The sequence below is a fragment of the Mesorhizobium sp. M7A.F.Ca.AU.001.01.1.1 genome, assembly GCF_004022735.1.
Lineage (GTDB): Bacteria > Pseudomonadota > Alphaproteobacteria > Rhizobiales > Rhizobiaceae > Mesorhizobium > Mesorhizobium ciceri.
The window spans coordinates 1-5,124 of record NZ_RZPF01000493.1; the positions used below are offsets into that span (position 1 = coordinate 1).

Below are 5,124 nucleotides of genomic sequence, written 5' to 3' on the forward strand. Positions count from 1 at the left end.
ACGCTTGGCGGCCGGTGCGTCGATCGGCATGACGATGGTGACGGGAACGCCAAGCGCCTGGCCGGCAGCCGCCAGCCCTTGCGCGAAATTGCCGGAGGAGTAGGCGACGACGCCCTTCTTCGCTTCGTCAACTGAAAGCTGCTTCAGGCGCCAATAGGCGCCGCGCACCTTGAATGAGCCGGCCCATTGCAGCGATTCCGGCTTGATGAAGACGCGGGCGGCGCCGGTCTCGCGGGCTAGTGCCGTCGATTCCAGCAGCGGCGTGATCTGCGTCGCCCTGGAGGTGACGGCATAGGCCTGCTTGAGATGGTCAAGGGAGGGGACGAGAAGGTCTGACATCATTCGCCTCGCGGATACCGTTTGCTCTCTTCGAGATTGTCGAGGTTCATGTGATTGCGCATGTAACGCTCGGACGCCTTTTGCAGGGGTTGGAAATCCCAGGGGTAATAGGCGCCGTTGCGCAGCGCCGGATAGACGACCCAGCGGCGCGCCTGGCTTTCGCGGACAGCGGCGTCGAAGCCGGCCATGTCCCAGCGTGTCTGGACCTTGTCCATGAATGCCGCCACCAGGCCCGCATTGGCCGCGTCGTCGGCCAGATTGTCCCGTTCGAGCGGATCGGCTTCGAGATCGAACAGTTGCGGCGGATCGAGCTCGCAATGGACGAATTTGTATCTGCCGTCGCGGATCGCCACCAAAGGCGCATTGGACCCTTCGGCGGCATACTCCATCAACACCGGCGCGGTGCGCTCGATGCCCTCGGTGAGCGGCAGCAGCGACTGGCCGTCGGTCCACGGCGCGATCGCAGCGATGTCGATGCCGGCGAGATCGCAAAGCGTCGGCGCCACGTCGAGATTGGAGACCGGCGTCTCGATCAGCCCGGCGCGAACGCCCTTGCCGGCAATCATCAGCGGCACCCGCGCCGAACCCTCGAAGAAGCTCATCTTGAACCACAGGCCGCGCTCGCCGAGCATGTCGCCGTGATCCGAGCAGAACAGGATGATTGTGTCGTCCGCCATGCGTGTACGCTCGAGAACGTCCAGGATCTCGCCCAGCTTGTCGTCGACATAGGAGATGTTGGCGAAATAGCCCTGCCGCGAACGACGCACCTGCTCCGGTGTGATCTCGAAAGAGGGATAGTCGCTGGCGTGGTACAGCCGCCGGGAATGCGTATCCTGCTGGTCATACGCGATGAACCCGGTTTCCGGGTCCAGCGCCCGGCAATGCTCATAGAGATCCCAATACTGCTTGCGCGCGACATAGGGATCGTGCGGATGCGACAGCGAGACAGTGAGGCACCAAGGCCGATGGTTCGCATCGTCCTGTTCGCGCGAAAGCTGATAGAGCTTCTGCGTGGCCAGGAACACGACCTCGTCGTCATACTCCATCTGGTTGGTGATCTCGGCGACGCCTGCACCGGTCACCGAGCCCAGATTGTGATACCACCAGTCGATACGCTCGCCGGGCTTGCGGTAATCCGGCGTCCAGCCGAAATCGGCTGGATAAATGTCGGTCGTCAGCCGCTCCTCGAAACCATGCAACTGGTCCGGCCCAACGAAATGCATCTTGCCCGACAGGCAGGTGTAGTAGCCGGCGGCGCGCAAATGATGGGCAAAGGTCGGGATCGATGAGGCGAATTCGGCGGCATTGTCATAGACGCCGGTGCGCGACGGCAATTGCCCGCTCATGAACGAGGCACGGCCCGGCGCGCAGAGCGGCGAGGCCGTGTAGTTGTTGGCAAAGCGCGCCGAACGCGCGGCCAACGCTTTCAGATGCGGTGTATGCAGAAACTCCGCCGGTCCGTCCGGAAACAGGGTTCCGTTGAGCTGGTCGACCATGACGATCAGGAAATTGGTTCGCTTCATTGTCACTGTTTGCGCCGCTCGCCAAGTTTGGTTTCGAGATAGTCCTCGACCAGCGCGATCGCGGTCGCGGCATCGGGCACGCCGTCTTTCAGCGCCCGCCTGATGTAGAGCCCGTCGATCATCGCCGCGGTCGCTTCGGCGGCGCGGTCGGCTTCGGCTCTGGGCAAGATCCCGGTCAGCCCGCTCATCAGGTTCGAGTGCAGCCGCCGCGCGTAGACCTTGAGCAGCCGGCGCAAGGCCGATGATTTCTGCGCCTCGACATAGAAGGCGAGCCAGGCGGCGATGGTTTCCGGCTGGAACTGGATGTCGGAGAAATTGACAGCGACCACCGCCGAGACCCTTTCGCGCGCGCTATTGGCCGAGCCAAGGGCGCGCAACGTATCGGCTGTAAGCTCCGCCAGTATGTGCCGCATCGTCGCCAAGAGCAGCTCGTCCTTGGCACCAAAATAATGATGGGCAAGGGCGGACGACACGCCGGCGCGTCCGGCGATCTCGGACATGGTCACGTCGAGCGAACCGCGCTCGCCGATCGCCGAGATCGTCGCGTCGATCAGCGCCTTGCGGCGCAGCGGTTCCATTCCGATTTTCGGCATCTCGCCATGATCCTTTGAGAGAACAGGATTATTTTTTATTGACGCGTCAATCAACAAAAAAATCGGCCGCGATCTCGGCTGTACCAAGCGATTGTACGCCTCCAGCCCTTCACGAAACCGGCACGATTGTTTATCTTTGAACAATAGATGCGAAATGCGCCGTGAGCCGACATGCCAGGCCGGCGCCAAGGATGGAGACCGCCATGACCGCATGCATCGTCGGATGGACGCATTCGCGCTTCGGCAAGCTTGAGGGCGAAACGCTCGAAAACCTCATCGTCAAGGTGGCAACGGACGCGCTCGACCATGCCGGCATCGGTCCCGACGAGGTCGACGAGATCGTGCTCGGCCACTTCAACGCCGGTTTTTCGGCGCAGGATTTCACCGCCAGTCTGGTGCTTCAGGCCGACGACCGGCTGCGCTTCAAGCCGGCGACGCGTGTCGAGAACGCTTGCGCCACCGGATCGGCGGCGGTCCGCCAAGGCATCCGCGCCATCGACGCGAATGCCGCTCGCATCGTGCTGGTGGTCGGCGCGGAGCAGATGACGACGACGCCGGGGCCGGAGATCGGCAAAAACCTGCTCAAGGCGTCCTATCTGCCCGAGGACGGCGAGACACCCGCGGGTTTCGCCGGCGTCTTCGGCAAGATCGCGCAGGCCTATTTCCAGCGTTATGGCGATCAGTCGGATGCGCTGGCCATGATTGCCGCCAAGAACCACAAGAACGGCGTCGACAATCCCTATGCGCAGATGCGCAAGGATTTCGGCTATGAGTTCTGCCGCCAAGAGAGCGAGAAGAACCCCTTCGTTGCCGGTCCTCTGAAGCGCACCGACTGCTCGCTGGTCTCCGACGGCGCCGCCGCCCTTATCCTTGCCGACACCGCCACGGCACTGAAGATGCGCCGTGCCGTTGCCTTCCGCGCCAACGAACATGTGCAGGATTTCCTGCCGATGTCGAAGCGCGACATTCTGACCTTCGAAGGCTGCGAGCAGGCCTGGAACCGGGCGCTGAAATCGGCCGGCGTGACGCTCGACGATCTGTCCTTCGTCGAAACGCATGACTGCTTCACCATTGCCGAACTGATCGAGTACGAGGCGATGGGCCTTGCCAAGCCGGGAGAGGGGGCGAAGCTGGCGTTGGACGGCACAACGGCCAAGGATGGTCGCCTGCCGGTCAATCCGTCCGGCGGGCTGAAGGCCAAGGGCCATCCGATCGGCGCCACTGGCGTGTCCATGCATGTCTTGACCGCCATGCAGCTTGTCGGTGAGGCCAGCGGCATCCAGGTGCCGGGCGCAAAACTGGGCGGCATCTTCAATATGGGCGGTGCGGCGGTCGCCAACTACGTTTCCATTCTCGACCGGATCAGATAAACCGCCCGCATTTGCGGGAGGTGACATGACAAATCCGGTTCTGATCGAAGTCTTGCGCGGCGCGATCGTCGAGAGCGCGCATCGCGGCTCAGTCGCGGTCTTCGATGGCGACGGCAAGCCCGTGTGGGAGATCGGCGATACGGCCAAGCCGGTGTTTCCGCGCTCGGCGGTCAAGGCGATCCAGGCCTTGCCGTTGGTCGAAAGCGGGGCGGCGGATGCCTATGGTTTCGGCAACCGCGAACTGGCGCTCGCCTGCGCCTCCCACTCGGGCGAGCCGGCACATGTCGACCTTGCGCGATCCATGCTGGCCAAGGCTGGGCTGGACGGATCGGCGCTCGAATGCGGCACGCATTGGCCATCCAATCATGACGCCGAGATTGCGCTCGCCCGCGCCGGCGGCTCGCCGAACGCCTTGCACAACAATTGTTCCGGCAAACATTCCGGCTTCCTCTGCACCTGCGTCCACGCCGGCATTGCGCATCGCGGCTATGTCAAGCCGGGACACGGCCTGCAGGACATGGTGCGCGACGCCATGCAGTCGGTGACGGGCGCTGTCCATGGTGAGGACCAGCGTGCCATCGACGGCTGTTCGATCCCGACCTACGCGGTGCCGCTCAGGAGCTTCGCGCTCGGCTTTGCCCGCATGGCCACGACATCAGGTTTTGGCCCAGAGCGAGCCAAGGCTGCAAAGCGGCTGCTTTCCGCCTGCATGGCCGAGCCCTTCTTCGTTTCCGGCAGCGGCCGCGAAGACGTCGCGTTGATGGAGGCCGCACCAGGGCGGATTTTCACGAAGGGCGGCGCCGAAGGCGTCCATTGTGCCGCAATTCCGGAACTTGGCCTCGGCATCGCACTCAAATGCGATGATGGCGCCGGCCGCGCCGGCGAAGCCATGGTTGCCGCCGTCCTTGCCAAACTGTTGCGTGCCGACGAGGCCTTGGCGGCGAAGCTGCTCGAATTGGCAAACACGCCCATCGAAAATCGCAACGGTGCCAAAGTCGGAGCGCTGAGGCCGACGGCAACTCTCAAGTGACGTGATTGCGCTCGACGGTCAGATGCGCGTAGCCGCTACCGTTTGACGAGGCGAGATCGCCTGTCGCGGGCTCCGCCCAGCGCTGGCCGACAACCGCACCGTTCAGCGCGCCGTCGATGACATTGTCTGAAATGACGGCCGTACCGGCGCCCTCGACCACGGATACGACGATCCCGGTTCCTGCCTTGCGGATGATGTTGCCGGTGGCGACGACATTGCGCAGGTACGGGCCCCAGCCGATCTGCATGCCATAGAGTGGCGCGTTCTCG

5 protein-coding genes and 1 pseudogene are annotated in these 5,124 nt (G+C 63.4%); 2 read left to right on the plus strand and 4 right to left on the minus strand.

Features of this window, described 5'->3' with window-relative positions:
- The 3 genes from EN884_RS25250 to betI all read right to left on the minus strand — a co-directional run.
- Nucleotides 1-339 (minus strand): pyridoxal-phosphate dependent enzyme (locus EN884_RS25250; protein ID WP_128360795.1); only part of this gene is annotated, 339 nt, incomplete at its 3' end.
- Entirely contained in the window at nt 339-1,868 is a 1,530-nt protein-coding gene (gene betC / locus EN884_RS25255) for a choline-sulfatase (protein ID WP_063167696.1), read from the minus strand. The genes betC and EN884_RS25250, both read right to left, overlap by 1 nt.
- Nucleotides 1,865-2,455, minus strand: coding sequence for a transcriptional regulator BetI (gene betI / locus EN884_RS25260; protein WP_013532678.1), 591 nt, complete (start codon nt 2,453-2,455; stop codon nt 1,865-1,867). Before betI ends, betC begins: the two co-directional genes overlap by 4 nt.
- Before the next feature lie 203 nt (nt 2,456-2,658).
- On the opposite strand from betI, the gene EN884_RS25265 reads away from it, so the two are divergent.
- Together EN884_RS25265 and EN884_RS25270 are read left to right on the plus strand one after the other, a co-directional pair.
- The gene (locus EN884_RS25265; RefSeq protein WP_013532677.1) at nt 2,659-3,825 is read left to right on the plus strand and encodes an acetyl-CoA acetyltransferase; all 1,167 of its coding nucleotides are present in this window, start codon (nt 2,659-2,661) and stop codon (nt 3,823-3,825) included.
- A gap of 25 nt (nt 3,826-3,850) precedes the next feature.
- A complete protein-coding gene (locus EN884_RS25270; protein ID WP_013532676.1) occupies nt 3,851-4,855 on the plus strand; it encodes an asparaginase in 1,005 nt (334 codons plus the stop codon).
- On the opposite strand, the pseudogene EN884_RS25275 reads toward EN884_RS25270, so the two are convergent.
- A pseudogene (locus tag EN884_RS25275) lies at nt 4,848-5,124 on the minus strand (TIGR03808 family TAT-translocated repetitive protein); the annotation flags it as partial. The gene EN884_RS25270 and the pseudogene EN884_RS25275 sit on opposite strands and share 8 nt — an antisense overlap.

Bases quoted from the DNA above. Each gene is read 5' to 3' on its own strand.
- betI (WP_013532678.1), bottom strand. From the start codon at position 2,455: ATGCCGAAAATCGGAATGGAACCGCTGCGCCGCAAGGCGCTGATCGAC.
- EN884_RS25265 (WP_013532677.1), top strand. From the start codon at position 2,659: ATGACCGCATGCATCGTCGGATGGACGCATTCGCGCTTCGGCAAGCTT.
- EN884_RS25270 (WP_013532676.1), top strand. From the start codon at position 3,851: ATGACAAATCCGGTTCTGATCGAAGTCTTGCGCGGCGCGATCGTCGAG.